Source organism: Mycobacterium sp. NGS67 (assembly GCF_059812185.1).
The window spans coordinates 32,274-58,299 of the sequence record NZ_JCALCF010000029.1 but is presented as its reverse complement, the minus strand read 5'-3'; the positions used below and the strand labels follow the sequence as shown (position 1 = coordinate 58,299).

At 67.1% G+C, this 26,026-nt stretch carries 27 protein-coding genes and 1 pseudogene; 5 read left to right on the top strand and 23 right to left on the bottom strand.

Features of this window, described 5'->3' with window-relative positions:
- The 15 genes from clpC1 to AC5Y4D_RS22235 form a co-directional block, all read right to left on the bottom strand.
- On the bottom strand, positions 1-2,526 hold the full coding sequence (clpC1, locus tag AC5Y4D_RS22305; protein WP_499943257.1) for an ATP-dependent protease ATP-binding subunit ClpC: 2,526 nt from the start codon (positions 2,524-2,526) through the stop codon (positions 1-3).
- Between the two features lie 299 nt (positions 2,527-2,825).
- Complete coding sequence (lsr2, locus tag AC5Y4D_RS22300; protein WP_499943258.1) at positions 2,826-3,164, bottom strand: histone-like nucleoid-structuring protein Lsr2; 339 nt, start codon at positions 3,162-3,164, stop codon at positions 2,826-2,828.
- Positions 3,165-3,277: 113 nt separating this feature from the next.
- Entirely contained in the window at positions 3,278-4,789 is a 1,512-nt protein-coding gene (gene lysS / locus AC5Y4D_RS22295) for a lysine--tRNA ligase (RefSeq protein ID WP_500038222.1), read from the bottom strand.
- 38 nt (positions 4,790-4,827) lie between these two features.
- Complete coding sequence (locus AC5Y4D_RS22290; RefSeq protein ID WP_499943260.1) at positions 4,828-5,646, bottom strand: type III pantothenate kinase; 819 nt, start codon at positions 5,644-5,646, stop codon at positions 4,828-4,830.
- Between the two features lie 2 nt (positions 5,647-5,648).
- Positions 5,649-6,068, bottom strand: coding sequence for an aspartate 1-decarboxylase (gene panD, locus AC5Y4D_RS22285; RefSeq protein WP_499943261.1), 420 nt, complete (start codon positions 6,066-6,068; stop codon positions 5,649-5,651).
- Complete coding sequence (gene panC, locus AC5Y4D_RS22280; RefSeq protein WP_500038221.1) at positions 6,068-6,991, bottom strand: pantoate--beta-alanine ligase; 924 nt, start codon at positions 6,989-6,991, stop codon at positions 6,068-6,070. The genes panD and panC overlap by 1 nt, the downstream gene beginning before the upstream one ends.
- Entirely contained in the window at positions 6,988-7,899 is a 912-nt protein-coding gene (locus tag AC5Y4D_RS22275) for a Rossmann-like and DUF2520 domain-containing protein (RefSeq protein ID WP_500038220.1), read from the bottom strand. The genes panC and AC5Y4D_RS22275 overlap by 4 nt, the downstream gene beginning before the upstream one ends.
- A 99-nt stretch (positions 7,900-7,998) precedes the next feature.
- Positions 7,999-9,231: a DUF6779 domain-containing protein gene (locus AC5Y4D_RS22270; protein WP_500038219.1), complete on the bottom strand. Its 1,233-nt coding sequence runs from the start codon at positions 9,229-9,231 to the stop codon at positions 7,999-8,001.
- A gap of 77 nt (positions 9,232-9,308) precedes the next feature.
- The gene (locus AC5Y4D_RS22265; protein ID WP_499943265.1) at positions 9,309-9,788 is read right to left on the bottom strand and encodes a DUF3180 domain-containing protein; all 480 of its coding nucleotides are present in this window, start codon (positions 9,786-9,788) and stop codon (positions 9,309-9,311) included.
- Positions 9,788-10,315: a 2-amino-4-hydroxy-6-hydroxymethyldihydropteridine diphosphokinase gene (gene folK, locus AC5Y4D_RS22260; protein WP_500038218.1), complete on the bottom strand. Its 528-nt coding sequence runs from the start codon at positions 10,313-10,315 to the stop codon at positions 9,788-9,790. The genes AC5Y4D_RS22265 and folK overlap by 1 nt, the downstream gene beginning before the upstream one ends.
- The gene (gene folB, locus AC5Y4D_RS22255; RefSeq protein WP_500038217.1) at positions 10,315-10,704 is read right to left on the bottom strand and encodes a dihydroneopterin aldolase; all 390 of its coding nucleotides are present in this window, start codon (positions 10,702-10,704) and stop codon (positions 10,315-10,317) included. The genes folK and folB overlap by 1 nt, the downstream gene beginning before the upstream one ends.
- Positions 10,697-11,527 carry a dihydropteroate synthase gene (folP, locus tag AC5Y4D_RS22250; protein WP_500038216.1) on the bottom strand — a complete coding sequence of 277 codons (831 nt, stop codon included), beginning with the start codon at positions 11,525-11,527 and terminating at the stop codon, positions 10,697-10,699. Before folP ends, folB begins: the two co-directional genes overlap by 8 nt.
- Positions 11,524-12,123: a GTP cyclohydrolase I FolE gene (gene folE, locus AC5Y4D_RS22245; protein WP_500038215.1), complete on the bottom strand. Its 600-nt coding sequence runs from the start codon at positions 12,121-12,123 to the stop codon at positions 11,524-11,526. Before folE ends, folP begins: the two co-directional genes overlap by 4 nt.
- 15 nt (positions 12,124-12,138) lie before the next feature.
- Positions 12,139-14,373, bottom strand: coding sequence for an ATP-dependent zinc metalloprotease FtsH (gene ftsH / locus AC5Y4D_RS22240; protein ID WP_500038214.1), 2,235 nt, complete (start codon positions 14,371-14,373; stop codon positions 12,139-12,141).
- Between the two features lie 290 nt (positions 14,374-14,663).
- On the bottom strand, positions 14,664-15,077 hold the full coding sequence (locus tag AC5Y4D_RS22235) for a VOC family protein (protein WP_500038213.1): 414 nt from the start codon (positions 15,075-15,077) through the stop codon (positions 14,664-14,666).
- Between the two features lie 81 nt (positions 15,078-15,158).
- Between AC5Y4D_RS22235 and AC5Y4D_RS22230 the strand changes: the two genes are divergently transcribed.
- The 4 genes from AC5Y4D_RS22230 (at position 15,159) to AC5Y4D_RS22215 (ending at position 18,588) form a co-directional block, all read left to right on the top strand.
- Complete coding sequence (locus AC5Y4D_RS22230; protein ID WP_500038212.1) at positions 15,159-16,124, top strand: alpha/beta fold hydrolase; 966 nt, start codon at positions 15,159-15,161, stop codon at positions 16,122-16,124.
- Complete coding sequence (locus AC5Y4D_RS22225; RefSeq protein WP_500038211.1) at positions 16,121-17,308, top strand: LLM class flavin-dependent oxidoreductase; 1,188 nt, start codon at positions 16,121-16,123, stop codon at positions 17,306-17,308. The genes AC5Y4D_RS22230 and AC5Y4D_RS22225 overlap by 4 nt, the downstream gene beginning before the upstream one ends.
- Complete coding sequence (locus AC5Y4D_RS22220) at positions 17,308-18,321, top strand: zinc-binding dehydrogenase (protein ID WP_500038210.1); 1,014 nt, start codon at positions 17,308-17,310, stop codon at positions 18,319-18,321. Before AC5Y4D_RS22225 ends, AC5Y4D_RS22220 begins: the two co-directional genes overlap by 1 nt.
- A 69-nt stretch (positions 18,322-18,390) precedes the next feature.
- The gene (locus tag AC5Y4D_RS22215) at positions 18,391-18,588 is read left to right on the top strand and encodes a three-helix bundle dimerization domain-containing protein (RefSeq protein ID WP_500038209.1); all 198 of its coding nucleotides are present in this window, start codon (positions 18,391-18,393) and stop codon (positions 18,586-18,588) included.
- A 77-nt stretch (positions 18,589-18,665) separates the two neighbouring features.
- On the opposite strand, the gene AC5Y4D_RS22210 is transcribed toward AC5Y4D_RS22215, so the two are convergent.
- From AC5Y4D_RS22210 to AC5Y4D_RS22195, 4 genes are all read right to left on the bottom strand, one after another.
- Positions 18,666-18,950: a WXG100 family type VII secretion target gene (locus AC5Y4D_RS22210; protein WP_500038208.1), complete on the bottom strand. Its 285-nt coding sequence runs from the start codon at positions 18,948-18,950 to the stop codon at positions 18,666-18,668.
- 32 nt (positions 18,951-18,982) lie between these two features.
- Entirely contained in the window at positions 18,983-19,279 is a 297-nt protein-coding gene (locus tag AC5Y4D_RS22205) for a WXG100 family type VII secretion target (protein ID WP_499942468.1), read from the bottom strand.
- A gap of 88 nt (positions 19,280-19,367) precedes the next feature.
- Positions 19,368-20,591, bottom strand: coding sequence for a PPE family protein (locus AC5Y4D_RS22200; RefSeq protein WP_500038224.1), 1,224 nt, complete (start codon positions 20,589-20,591; stop codon positions 19,368-19,370).
- 40 nt (positions 20,592-20,631) lie between these two features.
- Positions 20,632-20,931, bottom strand: a complete 300-nt coding sequence (locus tag AC5Y4D_RS22195) for a PE family protein (RefSeq protein WP_500038207.1) — start codon at positions 20,929-20,931, stop codon at positions 20,632-20,634.
- Positions 20,932-21,883: 952 nt separating this feature from the next.
- Here AC5Y4D_RS22195 and AC5Y4D_RS22190 point away from each other — a divergent pair.
- Positions 21,884-21,985, top strand: a pseudogene (locus AC5Y4D_RS22190) (SIMPL domain-containing protein); the annotation flags it as partial.
- A 2-nt stretch (positions 21,986-21,987) separates the two neighbouring features.
- On the opposite strand, the gene hpt reads toward AC5Y4D_RS22190, so the two are convergent.
- From hpt to dacB, 4 genes are read right to left on the bottom strand one after another with little or no spacing between them, the layout of a single operon-like run.
- Complete coding sequence (hpt, locus tag AC5Y4D_RS22185) at positions 21,988-22,605, bottom strand: hypoxanthine phosphoribosyltransferase (protein WP_500038206.1); 618 nt, start codon at positions 22,603-22,605, stop codon at positions 21,988-21,990.
- Positions 22,602-23,561 carry a tRNA lysidine(34) synthetase TilS gene (gene tilS, locus AC5Y4D_RS22180; protein WP_500038205.1) on the bottom strand — a complete coding sequence of 320 codons (960 nt, stop codon included), beginning with the start codon at positions 23,559-23,561 and terminating at the stop codon, positions 22,602-22,604. Before tilS ends, hpt begins: the two co-directional genes overlap by 4 nt.
- Positions 23,540-24,559 carry a zinc-dependent metalloprotease gene (locus AC5Y4D_RS22175; RefSeq protein ID WP_500038223.1) on the bottom strand — a complete coding sequence of 340 codons (1,020 nt, stop codon included), beginning with the start codon at positions 24,557-24,559 and terminating at the stop codon, positions 23,540-23,542. Before AC5Y4D_RS22175 ends, tilS begins: the two co-directional genes overlap by 22 nt.
- 29 nt (positions 24,560-24,588) lie before the next feature.
- The gene (gene dacB / locus AC5Y4D_RS22170) at positions 24,589-25,977 is read right to left on the bottom strand and encodes a D-alanyl-D-alanine carboxypeptidase/D-alanyl-D-alanine endopeptidase (protein ID WP_500038204.1); all 1,389 of its coding nucleotides are present in this window, start codon (positions 25,975-25,977) and stop codon (positions 24,589-24,591) included.
- Positions 25,978-26,026: the final 49 nt, after the last annotated feature.

Sequence of the window (26,026 nt, the reverse complement as noted above, 5' to 3'; positions counted from 1 at the left end):
CTACTCCGGCGCGCTGTGCGCCCCGGCCTTGGCCAGGTCCGGCTCGGTCGGCTTGCGGGTCCCGGTGAAGGTGAACTTCGCGTCCTCGCCGGCGCTTTCGCCGTCCCAGTTGTCGACGTCGACGGTGACGATCTGGCCCGGACCGATCTCCTCGAACAGGATCTTCTCCGAGAGCTGGTCCTCGATCTCGCGCTGGATGGTGCGCCGCAGCGGACGCGCACCCAGCACCGGGTCGAAGCCGCGCTTGGCCAGCAGTGCCTTGGCCTTGTCGGTCAGCTCCATCGACATGTCCTTGGTCTTGAGCTGCTTGCCGACCCGCTCGATCATCAGGTCGACCATCTGGATGATCTCGTCGCGAGTCAACTGGTGGAAGACGATGATGTCGTCGATGCGGTTGAGGAACTCCGGGCGGAAGTGCTTCTTCAGCTCGTCGTTGACCTTCTGCTTCATCCGCTCGTAGTTGTTGTCCCCACCGCTCTGACTGAAGCCCAGCCCCACCGGCTTGGAGATATCCGAGGTACCCAGGTTCGAGGTGAAGATCAGCACGGTGTTCTTGAAGTCCACCGTGCGGCCCTGACCGTCGGTGAGCCGGCCGTCCTCGAGGACCTGCAACAGACTGTTGTAGATCTCCTGGTGGGCCTTCTCGATCTCGTCGAACAGCACCACGCTGAACGGCTTGCGGCGCACCTTCTCGGTGAGCTGGCCGCCCTCCTCGTAGCCGACGTACCCGGGCGGGGCACCGAACAGCCGCGACGCGGTGAAGCGGTCGTGGAACTCGCCCATGTCGATCTGGATGAGCGCGTCGTCGTCGCCGAACAGGAAGTTGGCCAGCGCCTTGGACAGCTCGGTCTTACCGACGCCGGACGGGCCGGCGAAGATGAACGAACCCGACGGGCGCTTGGGGTCTTTCAGCCCGGCACGGGTACGGCGGATCGCCTTCGAAACAGCCTTGACGGCGTCGACCTGGCCGATGATCCGCTTGTGGATCTCGTCCTCCATGCGCAGCAGCCGGGTGGTCTCGGCCTCGGTGAGCTTGAACACCGGGATGCCGGTCCAGTTGCCCAGCACCTCGGCGATCTCGTTGTCGTCCACCTCGGCGACCACGTCCATGTCGCCTGAGCGCCACTGCTTTTCGCGCTCGGCCCGCTGCGCGACCAGTTGCTTCTCCCGGTCCCGCAGGCTCGCGGCCTTCTCGAAGTCCTGGGCGTCGATCGCCGATTCCTTCTCCCGGCGCGCCTCGGCGATCTTCTCGTCGAACTCGCGCAGGTCTGGCGGAGCGGTCATCCGGCGGATCCGCATGCGCGCCCCCGCCTCGTCGATCAGGTCGATCGCCTTGTCCGGCAGGAACCGGTCGTTGATGTAACGGTCCGCCAGGGTGGCGGCAGCCACGATCGCGGAGTCGCTGATCGACACCCGGTGGTGCGCCTCGTAGCGGTCCCGCAGACCCTTGAGGATCTCGATGGTGTGCGCCACAGTCGGCTCGCCGACCTGCACCGGCTGGAAGCGGCGCTCCAGGGCGGCGTCCTTCTCGATGTACTTGCGGTACTCGTCTAGCGTCGTGGCGCCGATGGTCTGCAGCTCACCGCGGGCCAGCTTGGGCTTGAGGATGCTGGCCGCGTCGATTGCGCCCTCGGCAGCACCCGCCCCGACCAGCGTGTGCAACTCGTCGATGAACAGGATGATGTCGCCGCGGGTGTTGATCTCCTTGAGCACCTTCTTCAGGCGTTCCTCGAAGTCACCGCGGTAGCGCGAACCGGCGACCAGCGAACCCAGGTCCAGGGTGTAGAGCTGCTTGTCCTTGAGCGTCTCCGGAACTTCGCCGTGCACGATGGCCTGGGCCAGCCCCTCCACGACGGCGGTCTTGCCGACACCGGGCTCGCCGATCAGCACCGGGTTGTTCTTGGTGCGGCGGCTCAGCACCTGCATGACCCGCTCGATTTCCTTCTCGCGGCCGATGACCGGGTCGAGCTTGCCTTCCATGGCGGCCGCGGTCAGGTTGCGGCCGAACTGGTCGAGGACCAGCGACGTCGACGGAGAGCCGGACTCGCCGCCACGACCACCGGTGCCGGCTTCGGCGGCCTCCTTGCCCTGGTAGCCGCTCAGCAACTGGATCACCTGCTGACGCACCCGGGTCAGCTCGGCACCGAGCTTGACCAGCACCTGCGCCGCCACGCCCTCACCCTCGCGGATCAGGCCCAGCAGGATGTGTTCGGTGCCGATGTAGTTGTGGCCCAGCTGCAACGCCTCGCGCAGGCTCAGCTCGAGGACCTTCTTGGCCCTCGGGGTGAACGGGATGTGCCCGGACGGTGCCTGCTGGCCTTGGCCGATGATCTCCTCGACCTGGCTGCGCACGCCTTCCAGCGAGATGCCCAGGGACTCCAGTGACTTGGCTGCGACGCCTTCGCCTTCGTGGATGAGACCCAGCAGGATGTGTTCAGTCCCGATGTAGTTGTGGTTGAGCATCCTGGCCTCTTCTTGAGCCAGAACGACGACCCTGCGGGCACGGTCGGTAAAACGTTCAAACATCGGTTATTACCTGCTCTCCCTCACCATCGGTACTCCGTCTCGAAACGACGACACCCTGTCTTCGTTCGACCCAGCCGGCACAGGGGCCGACGTCGCGTACCTTCCGTCCACTCTAATGGTCGGCCCGCCGCGGTACTAACCTCGCGGTACGCAGCGACACCGAAGCACAAAGGGGATAACGCAAAAGGACGTCCATGCGTTTCCGCCAATGCCCGCCGATCGGTTCGCCGCAAGCGAAAGGCAAAAAAATCCGGCGCTCAGGCCTCGGGCCCGGACGCCGGATCAAGCGTGTCGTGCGGTTAGGTTGCGGCGTGGAAGGCGTCGATGACGTCGGCCGGGATACGGCCGCGGGTCGACACGTTGTGCCCGTTGCGGCGCGCCCATTCCCGAATCGCGGCGCTCTGCTCACGGTCGATGGCGCCGCGGCCCCGTCCGGTACCCGAACGACCGCGCCGCCTGCCCCCGACCCGGCGCCCGGCAGCCACCCAGCCCTTCAGGTCGTTGCGCAGTTTCGCCGCATTTTTACTCGAAAGGTCGATCTCATAGGTCACCCCGTCAAGCCCGAATTCAACCGTTTCGTCGGCGGCGCCGGCACCGTCGAAATCATCGACCAAGGTGACGGTCACTTTCTTCGCCATTGGCTTACCCTCACGTTTCTTCGTGTGCTGTTACAGATCCAGTTCGGATAGACTCCCCGGAACTAATCTGCCATAAGAACCTCAAATACTCAATCCGGCACAACTCCGCCAGTTCAGTTGGAGTGCGGCCGAACAATCGGGAACAAAACGGTCTCCCTAATTGACAGCCCGGTCAAACACATCAACAACCGATCGATACCCATTCCCGTTCCGGTGCAAGGGGGCATACCGAACTCCAGAGCGGCGAGAAAATCCTCGTCGAGAAGCATCGCCTCGTCGTCGCCGGCGGCCGCCGCACGCGCTTGATCAGCGAATCTCTCCCGCTGCACCACCGGGTCGTTCAATTCCGAGTAACCGGTGGCCAGCTCCACGCCGTGCAGGTATAAGTCCCACTTCTCGGTGACCCCGGCAATACTGCGGTGCTGGCGGGTCAAAGGGGTGGTCTCGACGGGGAAATCCCTGACAAATGTGGGTGCGGTCAAGCTCTTGCCGACCGCGTGTTCCCAAAGTTCTTCGACGAGTTTGCCGTGCCCAAAACCCCGGTCGTCGGGAATCTCCACGTCTAGCCGAGCCGCGATCGCACGCAGACTGTCAACCGAAGTATCGGGTGTGATCTCTTCCCCGAGTGCGTCGGAGAGTGAGAAATACATCTCAAGAGTTGCCCATTCTCCGTCGATGTTGTACACGCTGCCATCTGGCATCGGAAGTTCTCTGGTGCCGATCGCCTCGTCGGCCACCTCTTGAATAAGTTCCCTAGTGACGACCGCCGAATCGTCATAGGTGCCGTAGGTCTGGTAGGTCTCCAGCATTGAGAATTCCGGCGAATGGGTGGAATCGGTTCCTTCGTTTCGGAACACTCGATTTAGTTCGAAGACCTTGTCAAAACCGCCCACGATGCAGCGCTTGAGGAACAGTTCCGGAGCGATCCGCAAGTAAAGATCGATGTCGAGCGCATTGGAATGGGTGACGAAGGGCCGCGCCGCCGCGCCCCCGGCCAACGTCTGCAAGATCGGCGTTTCGACTTCGAGGAACCCGCGGCGTTCCAGCGCATTCCTGATCGCGCGGATGACCGCGATCCGCTGCCGGGCCACGTCGCGCGCTTGCGGGCGCACGATCAGGTCGACGTAGCGCTGCCGGACCCGCGCCTCCTCGCTCATCTCTTTGTGCGCGACGGGCAACGGCCGCAGTGACTTGGCGGCCATCCGCCAGGAATCGGCCAGCACCGACAATTCCCCGCGCCGTGAACTGATCACCGTGCCGTGCACGTAGACGATGTCGCCCAGGTCCACGTCAGCCTTCCAGGCATCCAGCGAGGCCTGTCCGACCTTGTCCAGGCTGACCATCGCCTGCAGCTGGGTTCCGTCACCGTCTTGGAGCGTCGCGAAGCACAGTTTTCCGGTGTTGCGGGCGAACACCACGCGCCCCGCGACACCGACGACGTCCTCGGTCGCGGTGTCGGTGGGCAGGTCCGGGTAGGCGGCCCGGATCTCGGCAAGCGTGTGCGTGCGATCGATGGCCACCGGATAGGGGTCGTGCCCGTCGGCCAACAGCCGAGCCCGCTTGTCCCGACGGATCCGGAATTGTTCGGGAAGATCCGCGGCGGCGTCTTGATCGGGGGAACTCACGACGTGCCAGCTTAAATGAACTCGCGCCGTCGTTCGCTTCAGCGTGCGGACTTCAGCCGGCCGCGCTGGGCATCCCGGTTGCGTTCGAAGACCAGCCGCAGTCCGTCCAGCGTCAGGTGCTGGTCGTAGTGCTCGACGGTGTGCAGTTCGGGGAGCAGCAGCGGCGCGGTGTGGCCGGTGGCGACCACGGCGACGTCGTCGTCGGCGGAGAAACCCTTGACGTCGTCGCGGATCCGGCCGACCAGTCCGTCGACCAGCCCCGCGAAACCGAACACCGCGCCGGACTGCATGCATTCCACGGTGTTCTTGCCGATCACCGACCGCGGCCGGGCCAGTTCGACCCGCCGCAGCGCCGCCGAGCGGGCCGCGGCCGCGTCCGAGGAGACCTGCACGCCGGGCGCGATGGCGCCCCCGAGGAACTCGCCCTTGGCCGACACCACGTCCACGCAGATCGAGGAACCGAAGTCGACGACGATCGCGGCTTTGCCGAACTTGCTGAATGCCGCCAGGCAGTTGACGATTCGGTCGGCACCCACTTCCTTGGGATTGTCGACCAACAACGGGATCCCGGTGCGGACCCCGGGCTCGATCAGCACGTGCGGCACCGACGGCCAGTACTGCTCGAGCATGATCCGCACCTCGTGCAAGACCGAGGGAACGGTGGACAGCGCCGCGGCACCGGTGAGTCGCTCGGCGTCCTCACCGACCAGGCCGTCGATGGTGAGCGCGAGTTCGTCCGCGGTGACTTCGGACTCAGTGCGAATCCGCCACTGCTGCACGACTTTCGCGTGTTCCTTCGCGCCGGACAGCAGACCGACGACGGTGTGGGTGTTGCGGACGTCGATCGCCAGCAGCACGGTTATCGCACACCGATCCGCGGGTCGAGCAGTTCGTCCACGCCGTCGGGCACGAAGGCCGGGTCGTGGCCGAGGTCGATCTGCTTGTTCGCCGCGTCGACGAACACGATCCGCGGTTGGTAGGCGCGCGCCTCGGCGTCCTCCATGGTGCCGTAGGCGATGAGGATGACCAGGTCGCCTGGATGTACGAGATGTGCTGCGGCGCCGTTGATTCCGATGACGCCGCTACCACGTTCGCCGGTAATCGCATAGGTCACCAGCCGGGCGCCATTGTCGATGTCGACGATGGTGACCTGTTCGCCCTCGAGCAGGTCCGCGGCGTCCATCAGGTCGGCGTCGATGGTGACCGATCCCACGTAGTGCAGGTCGGCCTGGGTGACGGTGGCGCGGTGGATCTTCGACTTCAACATCGTCCGTAACATCAGTTCCTCCAATATGATTCGTCCGACCCGATGGCGGTGTCGGCGAGATTACCGATTTGGATAGCAACATTGTCCAGCAGTCTGGTGGCGCCGAGCCGCGCCGCGATCAGCAGCCGGCCGGACCCATTGGTAGGCACCGGGCCCAACTCGGTGTCGCGCAGTTCCAGATAGTCGAGCACCAGCCCCGGCGTCGCGTCGAGCACGGCCTGCGCCGCGTCCAGCGCGGCCTGCGCACCCTCGGTGGCAGCGTGCGCCCCAGCCGTCAGCGCCGCCGAAAGTGCCACGGCCAGTTCACGTTGCGCCGGGTCCAGGTAACGGTTGCGCGACGACATCGCCAGGCCGTCGGCCTCCCGCACGGTCGGCACGCCGACCACCTGCACGCCGACGTTGAGGTCGGCGACCATTTGCCGGACCAATACCAGTTGCTGGTAGTCCTTCTCGCCGAAGAAGACGCGGTCCGGGCGCACGATCTGCAGCAGTTTCAGCACGACGGTCAACATCCCGGCGAAATGCGTTGGCCGCGCGGCACCTTCGAGCTCGGCGGCGAGCGGGCCGGGCTGCACCGTGGTGCGCATGCCGTCGGGGTACATCGCCGTCGCGTTCGGGGCGAACACGATTTCCACACCCTCGGTCTGCAACAGCGCAACGTCCTGATCGAGGGTGCGGGGGTAGGCGTCGAGGTCTTCGTTGGCGCCGAACTGCAACGGGTTGACGAAGATCGACACCGCGACCACCGAACCCGGCACCCGCTTGGCGGCGCGCACCAGGGTCAGGTGACCGTCGTGCAGCGCTCCCATGGTGGGCACCAACATGATTCGTCGTCCGGTGTGCCGCAGCGCGCGGGTGACATCGGAGACGTCCCGCGGTGTTTCGTAGACGTTGAGTTGGCCTCGGTCGAACGTCGGCGCCTTCTTGGACCTCATCGCGCCAACACCTCGACAACGGCCGCGGGGGCATGGGCGCGCTGCGCGGTCCGCAGCGCATTCACCCGATAGGCCTGCGCCAGTTGCGGATCCGCGGCTTCCAATGCCCGCAGATGCCCGGCTACGGCGGCGGCGTCACCGCGGGCGACGGGCCCGGTGAGCGCGGCCTGCCCGCGCTGCAGGGTGTTCTCCAGCGCCGCGCGCGCCAGTGGCCCGACGATGCGTTCGGCGATGCCGCCCGGCTGGTCGTCGACGCGTTCCGCGCCGAGCAGTTCGTCGCCGCGCACCGCGGCCCGCAATGCCTCGAGCGCGTCGGCCAGTACCGTCACCAAGTGGTTGGCGGCGTGGGCCAGCGCGGCGTGATAAAGAACACGTGCGTCCTCGGGCACAGCGAACGGCTCGCCACCCATTTCCAGCACCAGCGACTGACCGATGGCGTAACCCACTTCGTCGGCTGCGGTGATACCGAAACAGGTGTCGGGCAACCGGACGATGTCCTCGTCGGAGCCGGTGAACGTCATCGCCGGGTGGATGGCCAGCGGTATGCAACCTTGTGCGGTCAGCGGCGCCAGGATCGCGAGGCCGTTGGCTCCGGAGGTGTGCGCCACCATCGTCCCGGGCCGCACCGCCGACGTGGCGGCCAAGCCGGATACCAGACCGGGCAACTCGCTGTCGGGAACCGCCAATAACAGCAGTTCAGCGCTGGCAGCGACGTCCGGTGGCGGCAGCACCCGGGTATCGGGCAATCGTCGCTGCGCCCGCTGCAGCGAGGCGTGGGAGATGGCGCTGCACGCGACCACGACGTGGTCGGCGCGCTCCAGCGCGACCCCCAGCGCGGTGCCCACCCGGCCGGCGGAGATGATTCCCACCTTGAGCCTGGCCGGGCGCACACCGTCGAACTGCCCCATCGCAGACGACCTCACAGAGTTATTCGTTCGTTCCAGTCCCGCGGCGCGGGTACCGGACGGTCACTAAGACTGTAGTCGATCCACCGGTGGGACCCCAGTTCATCCCTCGCGGCGACGACGCCGTCCGCCCCCGCCGGGCTGGACCTGTAGCCGCGCCATCAGGTCGGCCACCGTCTGCCCGGCGGCGTGCCGCTCGGCTTCAGCGGGTTGCTCGTTTTCCTCCTCGGCGCTGCGATGCCGAGGCGCCGGCGCGGGGGGTTCGGGTTGCTGGGGGGGAGCCGACGGGATCTCCTCGACGGCGCTTTCGGCCGGACGCGCGAAACTACCCACACCGAACTCGCGATACTCCTCGGAGTGGCGCGACCGCGACCGGCGACCCCCGTACTGGGGCGGCTCGTCGACCTGGGCCACCGGTGGCGCCGCGTCCTCAGCATCGTCCCGGCGTCGCCGGCGCCCGCCCGACGCCGCGGGGGCAGCGGGTTCTTCGGGGGACACCCAGTTGCTGCCGGGCGCGCCGGGCGGCAACCACTGCCCTTCCGCCGCGACCGGTTGCCACGGCTGCGGCTGTTGTGCTGGCGGAGCGGGTTGCGGCTGCGGCTGTGCTGGTGGAGGGGGCCGGTGCCGCGGCCCGACAAACGGCTCCGGAGGTGGGGGCGGCGCCGGGGGCGCATACTCGCGCGCCGGCTCAGGACGCGGCGGCAAGAGCGGTTCCTCGGGCACGTCGATGATCGCCGTGTCGTCGGTGCGGGCGATCCGCTCGTCCCGTCGCACTGCGGTGACGCGGTCGCTGGTCACCCAGTCGGCCGGCGGGAGGTCACCGTGTTGGGCGCCGTTGGGGGCTCGATCGGTCAAGGCCCGGGCGCCGTCTCGGCCCAGGGTTTCCAGCGCTGGTCGCTGCTCGAGGTCGGTGTCGAACAGGATCTCCAGGTTGGTGCGCAACGAGGCCAGTTCGGCCCGCAGCGCCGCGATTTCGTCGGCGGCCTGCGCGTGGATCTCGGCAGCCAGTTCGCGGCGCAGCTGCGACTCCACCGTCAGCTCGTACTCCCGGCGCGCCGATATCTCCCGATCCAACTGAAGGTCGTAGACCAACTTCATGTCCCGGGCTCTGGCCTGGTCCGCCTCAGCCTGCCGGCGGTACAGCACCGACACGAAAGCGCCGGCGACAGCGGCCCACAGCGCCAGGATCACAGCTAGCTTGAGAAGTTCCACGCGATCGGTGAAAACCAGTGCGGAACTGGCCCCGATGGCCAGCACCAGCAACGTCGTCAAGAGCACCCACCCCGGCCTGCGGCCGCCGCGCCGGACCCGGGCGCCGCGGGACAGAACGGTCATGGCCCCTGACTGTACCGGGCGAGGTCACTTGGCGTGTCGCGCCAGTCCGGCGATTCTCGCGCCGAGTTGCCGCCCGGCTAGGTCTCGGCTCCCTCGCCGTGCTCGGCCGGATCCTGCGGTGGGGACTTGCAGCAATGCTGCAACCACAACGCCGCGACGATCAGGGCCAACGCGCTGACGGCGGCCACCACGGCACCGGCGGTGTCCTCGGCGGCCGCCCGCATCCACGACATTCGCGGCAGAAAATAGACCAGTACCCCCAGCCACCAACCCAGCACCAGCGCACCCACCCACGCCGACGCCTTGGCCACCACCACGCTGCGCGCCACCGCCAGCGGATGCAGCCGGCCGGGTCCGTCCCCGATCTCGCCGTCGTCGATCTTGGTGCGCACGAAGCGGCCCCATCGCCATTCGGCGAACGCGACCACCAGCAGCGAGATGCCCGTCCACAACGTGATCGGGGGGAACCACCGGTACAGCGCGTTGATAAGCAGGTAACCCACCACGGCGGCACCGAGCACCAGGATGCTCAGGTCACGTTTGCGGGTGGGTCCCATCAGCGTTCCAGCGTCAACGACGTCGGTCGCACACCGGCCCGGTCGGCGGGTTCGAGTTCCGCGAGCAGCTTCGCGACGGGCTGCGGCCCGCCGGCGAGCGTCAGCTCGGCTTCGGGATCGACATCCAGCCAGGGGATCAACACGAACGCCCGCAGATGCGCATGCGGGTGGGGCAACGTCAACTCGCTTCGACTGCTCAGCACTTCGCTCGGGCCGTCGTAGCAGGTGATCAGGTCGACGTCGAGAGTGCGTGGCCCCCAGCGCAGTTCGCGCACCCGTCCGGCGGCGTGCTCGAGTTCTTGCGCGTGGCGTAGCCAGCCGTACGCATCGCGGCCCGGATCGTCGGCGATCACCACCGCGTTGAGGAACGGGCCCTGGTCCACCCCGCCCCACGGATCGGCTTCGTAGACCGGAGACACCGCCACCAGCGTCGGTCCGGGCGCGTCGCCGAGTCCGTCCACCACCGACTGCAGCCGGGCCAGCCGGTCGCCCAGGTTGGATCCGATCGAGAGCACCACGCGCGACATCAGACCGGGATCACCGAACCTCGACCGCCGCGGCGCGACCGCCGGGTCACCACCGCCACGTCGTCGAAATTCTGCGCGATGGGCGCCTGCGGCTTGTGCACGGTCACTTCCACGGCATGCACGCGCTCGTCGGTGATCACTTCCTCGGCGATCTGCGCCCCGACGGTTTCGATCAGGTTCCGGGCGGTTCCGCCGACCACGTCGGCGGCCAACTGGGCCAGCACGCTGTAGTCGTGGGTGTCGGTCAGTTCGTCACTGGCCGCGGCGCGAGCGAGGTCGATCCACACGGTGATGTCGACGACGAAGTCCTGGCCGTCGCGCCGCTCGTGTTCGAACACACCGTGATGACCACGAATCCGCAAGCCGCGCAACTCGATTCGATCAGCCATCGGACACCCCCTGCCAGGCCGCGACCACCTTGAGCGCGTCGACCGAAGCGCGCACGTCGTGCACCCGCACACCCCACGCCCCGTGCAGGGCGGCCAGCGCCGAGATCACCGCGGTCGCCGTCTCGCGGCCGTCCGGCGGGCGGGGGACGCCGTCGGGGCCGGCCAGCAGCGTCCCCAGGAAACGCTTGCGGGAGGCCCCGACCAGCACCGGCACCCCGGTGGCGACCAACGCCGACAAACCGTGCAGCAGCGCCCAATTGTGTTGTCCGGTCTTGGCGAATCCCAGTCCGGGGTCGATCACCAGCTTGGCCGGGTCGACGCCGGCGGCCACCGCGTCGTCGACGCTGGACAGCAGGTCGGCGCGCACGTCGGCCACCACGTCCCGGTAGTCCGGGACCTGATGCGGATGTTGCGCCGACACGGGCCGCCAGTGCATCAACACCCACGGCACCTTCGCCTCGGCCAGCAGGGGCGCCATCGCCGGGTCGGCCCGCCCGCCGGACACGTCGTTGACGAGCTGAGCGCCGTTCTCCAGCGCCACCCGGGCGACCTGCGCGTGCATGGTATCGATACTGACCGTGATGCCTTGCGCGGCAAGCTCTTTGACCACGGGGACGACGCGGTGGGCCTCGACGTCCGGTGCCACGCGCGTGGCGCCGGGGCGCGTCGACTCGCCGCCGACGTCGACGATCTCCGCGCCTTGGGCGGCCAGCGCCAGACCGTGCTCCACGGCGCCACCGACCTCGAGGTAGCGGCCGCCGTCGGAGAACGAGTCATCGGTGACGTTGAGCACCCCCATCACCTGCACCGGCGCCGAATTCACTTGCGCAGAATGAGATCGAGCGCCTCGGCTCGAGAGGCGGCGTCGGTCTTGAACTGACCCCGCACCGCCGACGTCGTGGTGATCGCGCCCGGCTTGCGCACGCCGCGCATCGCCATGCACAGGTGCTCGGCCTCGACGACCACGATCACGCCGCGCGGATCCAGCTTGCGCACCAGGGCGTCGGCGATCTGGCTGGTGAGTCGTTCCTGGACCTGCGGACGCTTGGCGTACAGATCGACCAGCCGGGCGATCTTCGACAGACCGGTGACGCGGCCGTCCTCCCCGGGGATGTAACCCACATGGGCCACTCCGTGAAATGACACCAGATGGTGCTCGCAGGTGGAGTACATCGGTATCTCCTTGACGAGCACCAGTTCGTCGTGATCCTCGTCGAACATGGTGTTCAGCACCGAGGCCGGATCGGTGTAGAGGCCGGCGAATATCTCCCGGTAGGCCCGAACGACGCGAGCGGGAGTGTCCCGCAAGCCATTTCGGTCCGGGTCCTCGCCGATCGCGACAAGCAGCTCGCGAACGGCGGCCTCGGCGCGGGATTGGTCGAACTCCCGCACCCGATTCCTGGAATCCAGCTGCGTCATCGAAGCCTCCGTTATTCAGCCGTGGGCCGGCGGGTTGGACCGAGTCACGTCCTTCTCGTGCTGGTCGGACTCGGCGGGGTCCTCGTCGGTATCCGGGCTGGGATAACTGGGTGCGGGTTGCGGACGGTTGGACGACTTGGGCGGCCACCCGGGTGCGTGCCAGCCGGCCGGTGCGCCGTAGTCGGGCTGAGTGGGGCCACGAGAACCATTGGGTGCCTGAGAACCGCTGTCGCCGTTGCCTTGCGACTCCGCCTGCGCATCCTCGGCGGCCTTGCTGGCGCGCGCGATCGCGGCCTTGAACTCCGGCTCGGGGACGGGCCGCGGCCACGGCTCGCCGCGCTCGATCGCCAGTTCGCCGGGCGTCTTGATCGGCGGCTTGTCCGACGGGATCCGCCCCCCGAAGTCGTCGAACATCGTCAGCCTGGGCCTCTTTTCGACGTCGCCGAAGATCGCCTGCAGCTCGGGCCGGTGCAGGGTCTCCTTCTCCAGCAACTCGCCGGCCAGGGTGTCCAGCACGTCGCGGTATTCGGTGAGGATCTCCCACGCCTCGGTGTGGGCGGCCTCGATCAGCTTGCGCACCTCTTCGTCGATCGCCCCGGCAACCTCGTGCGAATAGTCCGGCTGGGTGCCCATGGTGCGGCCCAGGAACGGATCGCCGTGTTCGGTGCCGTACTTCACCGCGCCCAGCCGGGCGCTCATGCCGTATTCGGTGACCATCGCGCGGGCCACCTTGGTCGCCTGCTCGATGTCGGACACCGCGCCGGTGGTGGGCTCGCGGAACACAAGTTCCTCGGCCGCGCGCCCGCCCATCGCGAACACCAACTGGGCGATCATCTCCGAGCGGGTTCGCAGGCCCTTGTCCTCTTCCGGAACGGCGACCGCATGCCCCCCGGTGCGCCCGCGGGCCAGGATCGTCACCTTGTAGACCGGGTCGATGTCCGGCATCGCCCACGCGGCCAGGGTGTGCCCGCCCTCGTGGTAGGCGGTGATCTTCTTCTCGTGCTCGCTGATGATGCGGCCCTTGCGGCGCGGCCCGCCGATGACGCGGTCGACCGCTTCTTCCAGGGCGGGGCCGGTGATGACGGTGCCGTTCTCGCGGGCCGTCAGCAACGCCGCCTCGTTGACGACGTTGGCCAGGTCGGCACCGGTCATGCCGACGGTGCGTTTGGCCAGCCCGTCCAGGTCGGCGTCGTCGGCGATCGGCTTGCCCTTGGAATGCACCCGCAGCACGGCCCGTCGGCCGGCCAGGTCGGGGTTGGACACCGGAATCTGCCGGTCGAAGCGACCGGGTCGCAGCAGCGCGGGGTCGAGGATGTCGGGCCGGTTGGTGGCCGCGATCAGGATGACGCCGGCGCGGTCACCGAAGCCGTCCATCTCGACCAGCAACTGGTTGAGGGTCTGCTCGCGCTCGTCGTGGCCACCGCCCAGCCCGGCGCCGCGCTGGCGGCCCACCGCGTCGATCTCGTCGACGAAGATGATGCACGGGCTGTTCTGCTTTGCCTGCTCGAACAGGTCGCGGACGCGGGAGGCGCCAACCCCGACGAACATCTCGACGAAATCCGAGCCGGAGATGGTGAAGAACGGAACTCCGGCTTCCCCCGCTACGGCGCGGGCCAGCAGCGTCTTGCCGGTTCCCGGCGGCCCGTAGAGCAGCACGCCCTTGGGGATCTTGGCGCCCAGGGCCTGGTACCTGGACGGGTTCTGCAGGAAGTCCTTGATCTCGTAAAGCTCCTCGACCGCCTCGTCGACGCCGGCAACGTCGGCGAACGTGGTCTTAGGCATGTCCTTGGACAGCTGTTTGGCGCGCGATTTACCGAAGCCGAAGCCCATCCGGGCGCCACCCTGCATGCGGGAGAACATGACGAACAGCCCCACCAGCAGCAACAGCGGCAACACGTAGACCAGCAGCTCGCCGATCAGACTGCCCTCATTCACGACTGTGCTGATCTTGGCGTTCTTGGCGTTCAACGCGTTGAACAGGTCCACGCCGTAGCCGGTGGGGAATTTGGTGATGACCTTGTCGGCGTTCTCGGTGTCGTTGTTGCCCTTTTTCAGGGTCAGCCGCAGTTGCTGTTCGCGGTCGTCGATCTGCGCGCTCTTGACGTTGTCGCTGTTGATCTGGGCCATCGCCACCGAGGTGTCGACGGGTTTGTAACCGCGGGTGTCGTCGCCGAAGTAGAAGAACGACCAGCCGAGCAGCACTAAAACGGCGATCGCCGTGATGGTGCGGATCACGTTTTTACGGTTCATCGATCATCGGCCGCCTCGGCCAGGTCCTTCCCGATACACGCAAGCTGGAAATGTCCAGGTTACCGCCCGTGGCGATCGCAAGCTCCGGCAGAGCCGGAGCGGCGCGGGTCGCCCGCATATGCCCCGTGGCGATCGCAAGCTCCGGCAGAGCCGGAGCGGCGCGGGTCGCCCGCATATGCCCCGTGGCGATCGCAAGCTCCGGCAGAGCCGCGACCCCTGCGTCACGCTGTCGTGACGCTCGGCGGCGACGGCCACTCGGCCGTGACACTCGACGGCTCTGATGAAGCGAATCACTCGTAGTAACGCGCCTCGAGCACATTGCCGTCGAGATCGGCGAAGTAGTAGGCCTGCGGTGCCCAGCCCTGGGCGCCGAAGCTGGGACTGAGCCGGGCGCTGGTATCCACACCTTCGTCCTGCAGCCGCTGGTCGAGCGCGTCGTACTCGTCCTTGGTCATCGACAGGCAGACGTGGTTGACGGTATGCCCCGCACTGCCGTCGACCTTGGTCATCGCGTCGGTGAAGACCGCGCCTTGGGTCGCCATCAGGTCGATGATTGCGTCGTCGCAGACCCGCACGCTGGGGAAAGGCCCGTCGCCGGCTTCGTACTCCTCGAACCGAACCGGCGCGAGCCCGACCACTCGCGTGTAGAAATCCATGGCCGCGCGCGGATCTTTGGTCCACAGCACGACGTGATCCACCCGCATAGGTCACCATGATGCGCCGCGGCTCTCCCGATATCTCCGGCGGGCCTTCTCAGCCCGGGGCCGTTGTGATTTGGTGAGACGGTGGGCTTATCAACCGAACGGTTAGTCGATACCAACGGCGTGCAGCTGCGAGTGATCGAGGCCGGGCAGCGCGGTGCGCCGGTGGTGCTGCTGTGCCACGGTTTTCCGGAGCTGGCCTACTCCTGGCGACACCAGATTCCGGTCCTGGCCGACGCCGGTTATCACGTGCTGGCTCCCGATCAGCGCGGCTACGGCGGGTCGTCACGGCCCGATGCGATCGAGGCCTATGACGTCCATCAGTTGACCGCCGACCTCGCCGGTCTGCTCGACGACGTCGGCGCCGAGCGGGCGGTGTGGATCGGCCATGACTGGGGTGCCGCCGTGGTGTGGAACGCACCACTGTTACACCCCGACCGGGTCGCCGCGGTCGCCGCCCTGAGCGTCCCGGTTACGCCCCGCCCCAAGGCCGCCCCGACGCAGGCGTGGCGAAAGATGTTCGGGGACAATTTCTTCTACATCCTTTATTTCCAGGAGCCGGGCGTGGCCGACGCCGAGCTCAACGCGGACCCGGCCCGCACAGTGCGCCGGATGATGGGCAGCTTGCGGCTCTCGGAAGACCAGGGCGCGGCTATGCGGATGGTGGCCGCCGGACCCGAGGGTTTCATCGACCGCCTACCCGAGCCCGACGCACTTCCGGACTGGATCAGCCAGCACGAACTCGACTACTACACAAGCGAATTCACCCGCACCGGTTTCACCGGCGGCCTGAATTGGTACCGCAATTTCGACCGCAACTGGGAGACGACACCCGAACTCGCCGGGGCCACCATCTCGGTGCCGTGCCTGTTCATCGGCGGCACGGCCGATCCGGTGCTGAGCTTCACCCGCGCCGACCGGGCCGCGGAAGTGATCACCGGGCCCTACCGCGAGGTGATGCTGGACGGCGCCGGCCACTGGATACAGCAGGAACGTCCCCAAGAGGTCAACACGACGCTTCTCGAATTCCTGAAAGGAGTGGAATGGTGAGTGCCCCAATGCGATTCGGTGTTTTCATCACGCCTTTCCATCCGACCGGCCAATCCCCCACGGTGGCACTGGAATACGACATGGAACGCGTCGTAGCGCTGGACCGCCTTGGATACGACGAGGCGTGGTTCGGCGAACACCATTCCGGCGGTTACGAATTGATCGCCTGCCCGGAAGTGTTCATCGCGGCCGCGGCCGAGCGCACCAAGCACATCCGACTGGGTACCGGAGTGGTCTCGCTGCCGTACCACCACCCGCTGATGGTGGCCGACCGCTGGGTGCTGTTGGATCACCTGACCCGTGGCCGGGTCATGTTCGGCACCGGCCCCGGCGCGCTGCCGTCGGACGCCTACATGATGGGCATCGACCCGATCGACCAACGCCGGATGATGCAGGAATCGCTGGAGGCGATCCTGGCGCTGTTCCGCGCCGCCCCCGAGGAGCGCATCGACCGGCACTCCGATTGGTTCACCCTGCGCGACGCGCAGTTGCACATCCGGCCCTACACCTGGCCGTATCCCGAGATCTCCACGGCGGCAATGATTTCGCCATCCGGCCCACGGTTGGCCGGCACACTGGGCACTTCGTTGCTGTCCCTGTCGATGTCGGTGCCCGGCGGCTACGCGGCGCTGGAGAACACCTGGGAGGTGGTGTGCGAGCAGGCCGCCAAAGTCGGCCGCGACGAACCCGACCGCCGCGATTGGCGGGTCTTGAGCATCATGCACATCGCCGACACCCGCGACCAGGCGATCGAGGACTGCACGTACGGGTTGCTGGATTTCGCCAAGTATTTCGGCGCCGCCGGGTTCGTCCCGCTCTCCAACACCGTCGACGGCAGCCAGTCGCCCCGCGAGTATGTCGCTGACTATGCAGCGCAAGGAAATTGCTGCATTGGCACACCCGAGGATGCGATCGCGCACATCGAGGATCTATTGGAGCGCTCCGGCGGTTTCGGCACGCTGTTGCTGCTCGGCCACGACTGGGCGTCGCCGCAGGCGACCTTCCATTCCTACGACCTATTCGCCCGCAAGGTCATTCCGCATTTCAAGGGTCAACTCGAAGCGCCTCGGGCATCGCACGAATGGGCCAGGGACAAGCGCGAGGAACTGATCGGTCGCGCCGGACAGGCTGTGGTGCAGGCGATTACCCAGCACGTCGCCGAACACGACGGCGCGGCCAACTGATGCGCGCGTCGGTGCTGCGCGACGGACGCATGGTCTACCGGGACGACGTGCCCGACCCGGTTCCCGGGCCGGGGCAGGTACTGGTCGCGGTGCGTGCATGCGGAATCTGTGGATCTGACCTACATTTCGCCGCGCATGGCAGCACGGTGCTGGAAATGAGTAACCAGGTGGCCGGCGATGCGGGCCGGATGGGCGTCGATCTGGATCGCGACGTCTTCATGGGGCACGAGTTCAGCGCGGAGGTGCTCGAGGCCGGGCCCGACACCGAAACCCACCCGCCGGGAACGCTGGTCACCGCCCTTCCGGTGTTGTTGTCCGACAAGGGTGTCGAGCCGATCGTCTACAGCAACACCACACTCGGCGGCTATGCCGAGCGGATGCTGCTGTCGGCACCGTTGTTGCTGCCCATCCCCAACGGCCTGGATCTGCGGTATGCGGCTTTGACCGAACCGATGGCGGTGGGACTGCACGCCGTGAACAAGTCGCGGATCGGAGTCGACGAGGTGGCACTCGTGCTGGGTTGCGGCCCGATCGGCATCGCGATCATCGCCGCTCTGCGCGTCCGTGGCGTGGAAAACATTGTGGCAGCTGATTTTTCGCCGAAGCGCCGAGAACTCGCCGCGCTGATGGGCGCGCAGCGGACGCTGGATCCGGCGCAGGGTTCGCCGTTCGACGCCGTCAAGGCGGCGGTGGTGTTCGAGGCGGTCGGCGTGCCCGGAATCATCGATGACGTGCTGCGGCGGGCCCGGCGGGGGACCCGCCTGGTGGTCGCCGGCGTATGCATGGAACCCGACACCATCCATCCGTTCTTCGGCACCGCCAAAGAGATCAACATCCAGTTCTCGCTGGCCTATGACATGGAGGAGTTCGGCGCATCGCTGCGCGCGATCGCCGAGGGCGATATCGACGTCAGCCCGCTGATCACCGGTGAGGTGGGTCTGGACGGCGTCGGCGCAGCTTTCGACGACCTGGCCGACCCGGAGCGGCACTGCAAGATCCTGGTAACGCCCTAGAAACCACTGGGTGCATCGCATTTAAATTCCAAGTTGACGGGCGGTGCTTCCTCAAGCACTCTTACCCGGGTGGGCGAGATAAACGAGGATGTGATGATCGCCCATATCGAGCACCGGCTGACGACCAAATACGCCCATCTTCCCCCGGCTCAGGTGTCCGGCGCCGTCCAGAACGCTCGCGCACGACTACAGCACAGCCCGATTCGGGATTTCATTCCGCTGCTGGTCGAGCGGCGCGCCAGCGCCGAATTGGCGGCAGCACGGTAGCCGATTCGGCTCCGGAAGACGAAAATTCCCCGTCATCGACTCGGGTGAGCGACGACGGGGAATGATCGATCGAACCGCTAGGCCCAGCTGGAGCCGACGGCGCTGTCGGTCTGCGCCATGTTGTTGCCGGCCGACTGAACCTTCTGGCCGTGCTGGTTGGCCTGCTCGTAGATGACCTGGAAGTTGCGGCCCAACTGGGCGATGAACTCCTGGCAGGCCACCGAACCGGCGCCGCCCCAGAAGTCACCGGCAGCCAGCACATCGCGGACGATGGCCTGGTGCTCGGCCTCCAAGTTGGCGGCCTGGGCGCGGATCAGCGCGCCGTGGGCGTCGACGTCGCCGAACTGGTAATTGATCGACATTGGTGTATTCCTCCTGGATGGGTTCTGGTGGGCTAGCTGGACAGGATCTGCTGGGAGGCCTGCTCTTGCTGCTCGTAGTTGTTCGCGTCGCGGATCAGCCCGTCACGCACGCCGTGCAGCATGTTCACGATGTTGCGGAACGCGGTGTTCATCTGGCCCATGGTGTCCAGCGAGGTCGCGGAAGCCAGACCGCTCCAGCCGGCGCCGGAGATGTTCTGCGAGGACGCCCACATCCGACGGGCCTCGTCCTCGACGGTCTGGGCGTGGGTCTCGAAACGGCCCGCCATCGCCCGCATCGCGTGCGGGTCGGTCATGAAACGTGTAGCCATGAATTTTCTCCTTAATAGAATCGTCGAGGTTTGATTGTCATGCGCGGTCAACGCGGCAGGATGCCGCGCCGTCGTGGTTTGCCGCCGGTTATCCCCCGGACGGCGGCTGAGCGATCACGGTCGGCTTGAACCCGTAGCGGGGCGCGGCAAAGTTCGCCACGCTACGACCCGTGCCGGCGCCAGGCACCATCGGCAGCCCGCCGAACGCGGCCGTCGCGGGCTCAGCGGCCGCCGCACCGGCGGCACCGTTGAGCGCCACGTTAATCGGGGTTGCCGCCGGGCCGGCCGTCCAGCTGGCCGGAACCGACACCGCGCCAACCTTGGCCGCGCTGCCGACGGCACCCGTGATTCCCCCCAGTCCTCCGCCGCCGAGGGCTTGCGGAATCGCGGCCAGATCCTTGGCGGCCTCTTTGGCGGCCGCCGCGGCTTCCTTGGCGCCCGCATTGGCCCACGAGGGTAGGTCGTGCGCGAGGCCGAAGTAGTCCTTCATCTGGGTGACCGTCAGACGAGCGGGGTTGACCAACCGAATGTAGGCGTCGGCGAATGTGCTGGCGTCAATCGTCTGCGATCCGGTCAAGCCTTCGACGAAGTCGCCCAGCACGCCGTTGACGACGATACCGTCGCCGTTGGCGTTCCAGGTGTGCCCAGTGAGACCGAGCGCATTCAGCGGGTTGCTCAGTCCCGGTGCCTCATTGGTCAGTCCGCCGAGTCTCAGCAGAGCTCGGGGCACATCGTAAAAGCCCTGCGCATTGAGGCTCGAGTTGAGACCGTTTATACCCGCAAGGGCATCGGCGTAAATCGAGTTCAGCGTCCCCGCGGGGTCGAACGGGTTCAACGTCGCTGCCGTCGCTGCAGCACCCGCATAGGAGTACATCGTTGTCGCATCCTGTGCCCACATCTCGGCGTACTGCGCTTCGGTCGCCGCGATCGCCGCGGTGTTGATGCCGAAGAAATTCGTCGCCAGCAAAGTGGCCAAAAGCGCGCGGTTGGCCGCGATTTCCACCGGCGGCACGGTGCCGGCAAACGCGGCTTCATATGCACTCGCCGCAGCGGTCGCCTGAGCGCCGGACTGCTGCGCCAAGGCGGCCGTGTTGCCGAACCAGGCGATATGGGGTGTGACGGAGGCCGCCATGGCCGCCGCGGACGGACCCTGCCAGGGCCCATCGGTCAACCCGGTGAGCATGGTTGTCCAAGCGCCCGCCGTACTCTGCAACTCGCTGGCCAGCGATTCCCAGGCCGCCGCCGCGGCCAGCATCGGACCCGATCCTGGTCCGGCGTACATCAGCGCCGAGTTGACCTCCGGCGGCAACATTGCGAAATCCACAACAGTTCCTTCTCGAGTCGGTTCTCGACTAGTCGATGTCAGCGGCGTTGCTGGCCTCGGTAGCCGCGTACGCCGCTCCGTTGAGGCCAAGCGTGACGGCCATGCGCTGGTGAATCTCGGCGGCCTCCGTGCTGATCTGCTGGTAAAGGTTTGCGTGGCGGGCGAACTGCGCGGCGGTCAGAAACGACACCAAGTCAGATGCGGCCGGGACCACTCCGGTCGTCGGCATGGCCGCGGCGGCGTTCCCAGCAGCCATTGCGGCGTTGATGGACGCCAACTCCGAACTTGCCCCCACCAAAGCTTCCGGCTCTGCGAAAACGAGCGACATGAATCTTCCTCCCTGAATAAAGCTTTTGTTTCAACAGCGTTCGGCGCCAGGGGACATCACCGTCCCTCGACGCCGAAGCGAACCAGACGACACGCTATGCCAGGCACTCAGGCACAAGACAGGTGTCAGCCAGCTTGTTCACTGGCGAGTCAATAACTATTCATTTGCTACGCCCGATCCGCAGCGGCAATCTAAATATTATTTGAGTTTTATATGTTTCAGATATGATATGAGTTTGGCATGAAATTTCCGAATGTTGTGCGAGATATCCCCCTACGTGCGATAAGCGCTCTTTGCTGTGGCCTTGACAGGGGCTACACCGAGATAGGATCGGTCATCAAGCCGGACTGAACGCTGCGCGCGACTCGCCGCTCGACGGTCACCCTGCCTCGTGTCGACTTGGACCGCCGACGGTGTACGCGACAGAAGAAGCTCTGCACAACAACAACTTTGCTGTAGCGGAACCAGTCGGGGATATGGCTTCCTACTGAGGAAAAGCGACCGCGCTGTTCCGACGGAGCCGTTCAGGCCCGTTGCACGCATCGGGCCGCGACCATCGCAGCGGTTGCGGCGCTGACCGCTGGCCAAGCACACATCGAATTTGCTGTGCGAGTGTCAAAGCGGTGAAACCCAACTGTGCTCTGCTACCGGCCGTCCGCAAGCACTCAACCCCACAACTGTTTGCTGGGAGTTACCTGCGTCACTTATTAGCGCTACGCACACCACATTTTGGCTCGTCAAGCCGCCTGCTATTCCTGCCTTGATTGAATAAAAGGTAAACAAATGGCGTCCTGGCGGCGGAGAAAAGATGTCTACTGATCGATGGTTTTGGCAGCTAGGGCCCAGGCATGCCGATCCGATTTAGCTCCACGCAATCCGTCCGCAGGTCGGTCGCTGTGGCCATGGTAGCCGTGGCAATCGCCACGCTGTCATCTTGCGATCCCACACCGCACCTCCGAGCCAGGTGCCGGCGCCGCGCGCCGCGATGGCACCGCCGGAACCGGGCCAGCAGACGGTCGACTTCTCGGTGACCGCGGTGTGGGAGCCGACTTAGCGCTACTGATACACCCGCGGGTCCAACGTCCCGATGTAAGACAGGTCGCGGTAGCGCTCGTCGTAATCCAGTCCGTAGCCGACGACGAAGTCGTTGGGGATGTCGAAGCCGACGTAGGCGATGTCGACGTTGGCGCCCACCGCGTCGGGCTTGCGCAGCAGCGTGCAGACCCGCAGCGAGCGAGGATGCCGGGTGGTCAGGTTGCGCAGCAGCCACGACAGCGTCAAGCCTGAGTCGACGACGTCCTCGACGATCAGCACGTCGCGGTCGTGGATGTCGCGGTCGAGGTCTTTGAGGATGCGGACCACGCCCGACGACGACGTCGAGGAACCGTAGGAGCTGACCGCCATGAATTCGAACTGGGTGGGCAGCGGGATCGCGCGGGCCAGGTCGGTGACGAACAGCACGGCGCCCTTGAGCACGGTGATCAACAGCAGATCATGACCGGTCTCGGCCGCCAGATCGCGGTAGTCGTCCCCGATCTGCGCCCCGAGTTCGGCGATGCGGGTCTGGATCTGCTCCTGGGTGAGCAGCACCGACTTGATATCGCCCGGGTACAGCTCCGCCGTCACGTGCACAGCCTGCCACGCCCGGCTGTGATCGACCAACGCAGCCGTCAAATCGCCTCCTGTCGCAACGTGAGGACACCGTCGTGCCGCCCGGCGACCAGGCGCTGACCGCGCAGCTCGGACGCGACCGCCACCCCACCCTGGCCGCGCCAGGCGGTGACCAGCTTGTCCACTCCGCGAATTTGCTTGTCCGTGAGTCCGATTGCCCCGCCGGCGAGCAGCCAGCCGCGGATCACCCGCCGCCGCACCGGGTCGGGCAGCGCGCGCAGGGTGCCGGTGTCCAGTCCCGATCCGGCGGCGACCGTGCGCAGCGACTCGGCGGCGATCGCGTCGATCAGCTCGGTGTCCTCGCGCAGCGCGGTCGCCGTACGGGCCAGCGCCGCGGCGACCCCGCCACCGAGTACGTCCTCCAACAACGGCAGCACCTCGGTGCGCAGCCGGACCCGGGTGAAGCGGCGGTCGTCGTTGTGCGGGTCCTGCCAGGGGGTCAGGCCCAGTTCCCGGCACGCGGCGTGGGTGACCTCGCGGCGCACCGCCAGCAGCGGCCGGCACCACGGCGGATCGTAGGCGCGCATCCCGGCGATGGACCGGGCCCCGGAACCGCGGCCCAACCCCAGCAGGACCGTCTCGGCCTGGTCGTCGAGCGTGTGCGCCAACAGCACCGGACCGTCCCGGTGGCTGTCCAACGCGTGGTAGCGGGCGGCCCGCGCCGCGGCTTCCGGGCCGCCGCCGGCACCGACCTGGACACGAATCACCCGAGCATCCGCACATCCAAGCGAAAGGGCTTGCGTACGTGCGGTTTCGGCGACCGCGGCGGATCCGGACTGCAGCCCGTGGTCGACGATCAGCGCGGTGGTCGGACGCAACGTTGCGGCAACGGCGGTGAGCGCCAACGAATCCGGGCCGCCGGACAGCCCGACGCACCAGCGGTCGTCGGAACCCAGATGGTCCTGCGCGAAATCAGTTGCAGCCCTGCGCAACTGGGCTACAGCACCCGATCGATCCATCGCTGCGGATGTTCGATCTCGGCGGGCAGGGGCAACGTCTGGGGCCCCGTCCAGATGGTGTTGAAGCGCTGCATGCCGACCCGGTCCACCACGGTGTCGACGAACGCCTTGCCGCGGGTGTACTGCTTGAGTTTCGCGTCCAGACCCAGCAGTGCGCGCAGCACCCGCTGCAGCGGCGGTTGTTTACGCTGCCGACGCTCGTCGAACCGTTGGCGGATCGTGGCGACCGAAGGAACCACCATCGGCCCGACCGCGTCCATCACATGCTCGGCGTGTCCTTCCAACAACGTCCCCAGCACCAACAACTGATCCAGCGCTCGGCGTTGCGGCTCGGACTGCACGGCGCGCACTAGGCCCAGAACCCCGGTGGCGTCGGAGTCGTCCTCCTCGGCGCCACGGGTCCGGACGAATTCGGCGAGCCGACCGGCGACCTGACGGATGTCTTCGGCGGGTTCCCGGGTCAGCAAGGCCAGCGAATCGGACATGTAGCCGGCGATCCAGGGGTTGGCGGTGAACTGCACCCGGTGGGTGACCTCGTGCAGGCACACCCACAGCCGGAAGTCGGACGGATCGACCTTGAGCTGGCGTTCGACGGCGATGACGTTCGGATACACCAGAAGCAAGGTTCCGCCGTCGGTCCCGAACGGGTCGTACTGGCCCAGGATTCCCGACGACACGAACGCCAGCACCGCGCCGGTCTGGGCGCCGGTGAGCCGCCCGGTGAGGAAGCCGCGCGGCTTGTCGCCGCCCTTGGTCATCAGCCGCATCGACTCGGCAGCCGCCCGGATCCACTGCGGCCGGTCCACGATCCGGGCCGGCGGCACCGCGCCGTCGGTGATCAGTCCGGTGACGTCACGCACCGGCGGTTCGGCCTGCTCGGCGGACCGCAGCAACTGATCGGCCACCTGCGACCGGGTGTATTCGGAGGTGACCGGGCCCCCGCGGGCCAGCTTCTCCCCCACGGTGGCGGCGAACCGCCAGTCGACCGCGTCGCCCATGGTCAATTCGGCAGAAGCTGCGGACGGGCTCACGTCACGCACCCACAGAACCAGAGCCGAGTGGCCAGCGCGTCGATCGCGTTGCGGCCGTTGGGGCCGGCGTCGTTGGAGATGAACGCGAAGGTGAGCACCCGCCCGCTGGCGTCGGTGAGCACTCCGACCAGGGAGTTGACGGCGGTGAGCGAACCCGTCTTGGCCCGCAGCCAGCCGGCGGGCCCCTGGTCGGTGGAGCGGTCGAGGAAACGTTCGCCCAGCGTGCCGCTGCCACCGGCGATCGGGAGCAGATCCAGCAGTGCCCGCAGCGACGGCTGATCCGGCCCCGCCGCGGCCTGCATCACGCCGTCGAGGGTGCGCGCCGTCAATCGGTTGTCGACGGACAGGCCGCTGGAATCGACCAGCGCGGTACCGGCTGTGTCGACGTGCGCGGTGTTGAGTCTGCTGGTCACCGCGTCGACGGCGCCGGTGAAACTGCGCGGCCGGTTGATGGCGGCGGCCACTTCCCGACCGATGCATTCGGCCATCACGTTGTCCGAAGCGTTCATCATCTGACTGAGCCGCTGGATCAGCGGGGCCGACTGCACCACGGCCAGCTGGCGGGCCGCCGACGGCGCCGAGGCCAGCGACACCGCGGCCGGATCCAGGCCCAGCGCGCTGGCCAGCTCCCGACCGGCGTCCAGAGCCGGAGTCTTGGAGCGCCGCGAGTTGACCGTGGTGGGCTGGATGCGCCCGGCGTCGATCATCGCGGCCTCCATCGGGGCGACATCGCCGTTGTCGACGTCGGCGGGATCCCAGCCCGGCGCCAGGGTGGGACCGCTGAACGCCGAGATGTCCACCTGCACCGCGGTCGGCGTCACCCCGCTTCGGTGGATCTGTTCGACCAGGTCGTTGATCCGCGCCGCGCCGCGATACCAGGTATCGACGCCCGGTGGTGCGGCCGACAACGTCGGATCCCCGGCGCCTACCAACACGACCGGACTCTGCGGGCTTTGCCCCGCCGCCACCACCCGGGTGCTGATGCGGGCCTGCCGGTCCAGGGTGAGCAGGGCCGCCGCGGCGGTCAGGACCTTGTTGACCGACGCCGGCACCATCGGCACGTCGTCGAGTTGCCGCCACAGTTCCTTGCTGGTGATCGCGTCGGTGACCCGGCCGCCGAGCCGGCCCAGATTGGGGTCGGCCGCGGCCGGCGCCAGCGCCGCCGCCACGCCCGTCGCGCTGGGCGTCTCGGCGTTGTCGGCCACCGCGCTGACCCCTGGTTTGACCGTCGGCGGCCGCGGCGGCGGAACGGGGGACCGCGCCCCGCTGGTGCCGTGCCCGCCCGCGGTGAACAGCACCGCGGCGGCCACCACGGCGGCGACGAACGCAACGACCGCCAACCCGACGAGCACGTGGGTGGTCTTGCGCCAGCGTCTGGGACCCATGGAAACCTGCGATCTCCTGTCTTCTCGGGTCCCATTCTGCCGAACCGGC

Bases quoted from the DNA above. Each gene is read 5' to 3' on its own strand.
- clpC1 (WP_499943257.1), bottom strand. From the start codon at position 2,526: ATGTTTGAACGTTTTACCGACCGTGCCCGCAGGGTCGTCGTTCTGGCT.
- lsr2 (WP_499943258.1), bottom strand. From the start codon at position 3,164: ATGGCGAAGAAAGTGACCGTCACCTTGGTCGATGATTTCGACGGTGCC.
- panD (WP_499943261.1), bottom strand. From the start codon at position 6,068: ATGTTACGGACGATGTTGAAGTCGAAGATCCACCGCGCCACCGTCACC.
- panC (WP_500038221.1), bottom strand. From the start codon at position 6,991: ATGAGGTCCAAGAAGGCGCCGACGTTCGACCGAGGCCAACTCAACGTC.
- AC5Y4D_RS22275 (WP_500038220.1), bottom strand. From the start codon at position 7,899: ATGGGGCAGTTCGACGGTGTGCGCCCGGCCAGGCTCAAGGTGGGAATC.
- AC5Y4D_RS22270 (WP_500038219.1), bottom strand. From the start codon at position 9,231: ATGACCGTTCTGTCCCGCGGCGCCCGGGTCCGGCGCGGCGGCCGCAGG.
- AC5Y4D_RS22265 (WP_499943265.1), bottom strand. From the start codon at position 9,788: ATGGGACCCACCCGCAAACGTGACCTGAGCATCCTGGTGCTCGGTGCC.
- folK (WP_500038218.1), bottom strand. From the start codon at position 10,315: ATGTCGCGCGTGGTGCTCTCGATCGGATCCAACCTGGGCGACCGGCTG.
- folB (WP_500038217.1), bottom strand. From the start codon at position 10,704: ATGGCTGATCGAATCGAGTTGCGCGGCTTGCGGATTCGTGGTCATCAC.
- folE (WP_500038215.1), bottom strand. From the start codon at position 12,123: ATGACGCAGCTGGATTCCAGGAATCGGGTGCGGGAGTTCGACCAATCC.
- ftsH (WP_500038214.1), bottom strand. From the start codon at position 14,373: ATGAACCGTAAAAACGTGATCCGCACCATCACGGCGATCGCCGTTTTA.
- AC5Y4D_RS22235 (WP_500038213.1), bottom strand. From the start codon at position 15,077: ATGCGGGTGGATCACGTCGTGCTGTGGACCAAAGATCCGCGCGCGGCC.
- AC5Y4D_RS22220 (WP_500038210.1), top strand. From the start codon at position 17,308: ATGCGCGCGTCGGTGCTGCGCGACGGACGCATGGTCTACCGGGACGAC.
- AC5Y4D_RS22210 (WP_500038208.1), bottom strand. From the start codon at position 18,950: ATGTCGATCAATTACCAGTTCGGCGACGTCGACGCCCACGGCGCGCTG.
- AC5Y4D_RS22205 (WP_499942468.1), bottom strand. From the start codon at position 19,279: ATGGCTACACGTTTCATGACCGACCCGCACGCGATGCGGGCGATGGCG.
- AC5Y4D_RS22200 (WP_500038224.1), bottom strand. From the start codon at position 20,591: ATGTTGCCGCCGGAGGTCAACTCGGCGCTGATGTACGCCGGACCAGGA.
- AC5Y4D_RS22195 (WP_500038207.1), bottom strand. From the start codon at position 20,931: ATGTCGCTCGTTTTCGCAGAGCCGGAAGCTTTGGTGGGGGCAAGTTCG.
- tilS (WP_500038205.1), bottom strand. From the start codon at position 23,561: ATGGATCGATCGGGTGCTGTAGCCCAGTTGCGCAGGGCTGCAACTGAT.
- AC5Y4D_RS22175 (WP_500038223.1), bottom strand. From the start codon at position 24,559: ATGGGCGACGCGGTCGACTGGCGGTTCGCCGCCACCGTGGGGGAGAAG.
- dacB (WP_500038204.1), bottom strand. From the start codon at position 25,977: ATGGGTCCCAGACGCTGGCGCAAGACCACCCACGTGCTCGTCGGGTTG.